The sequence below is a fragment of the Stenotrophomonas sp. C3(2023) genome (assembly GCF_032911385.1).
In the GTDB taxonomy this organism is placed as follows: Bacteria; Pseudomonadota; Gammaproteobacteria; order Xanthomonadales; family Xanthomonadaceae; genus Stenotrophomonas.
This window is the reverse complement of the sequence record NZ_JAWJLO010000011.1, coordinates 1-351: the sequence shown is the minus strand read 5'-3', so window position 1 is coordinate 351 and position 351 is coordinate 1. Positions and strand designations below refer to the sequence as shown.

The window sequence follows — 351 nt, the reverse complement described above, 5'->3', positions numbered from 1 at the left end:
AGAGGTGTCTATGGCGAGCAAGCAGTACACAGATGAGTTCAAGGCCGAGGCGGTCAAGCAGGTGGCCGAGAGGGGCTTCGCGGTTGCGGAGGTTGCCAAGCGGCTGGGGGTCTCTTCCCATAGCCTGTACCAATGGCTCCGGAGGGCCAAGCGCGAGGCCCTGGCGGGCACGCCCGAGGGTTCAATGCTGCCTTCGTCCAAAGATTCAGCCGAGGTCCGCCGCTTGAAGGCCGAAGTCAAACGTCTGACCGAGGAGCGCGACATACTAAAAAAAGCCGCGGCGTACTTCGCCAAGGGATGACGGCGAAGTACGCGTTCATGCGTGAGCATCTGAAGCATTTCAGGCTGACC

Annotated in this window: 1 pseudogene; it reads left to right on the top strand. The window is 61.0% G+C overall.

Features of this window, described 5'->3' with window-relative positions:
• Nucleotides 1–10: 10 nt before the first annotated feature.
• Nucleotides 11–351 (top strand): annotated as a pseudogene (locus tag RZA67_RS16390) (transposase); the annotation flags it as partial.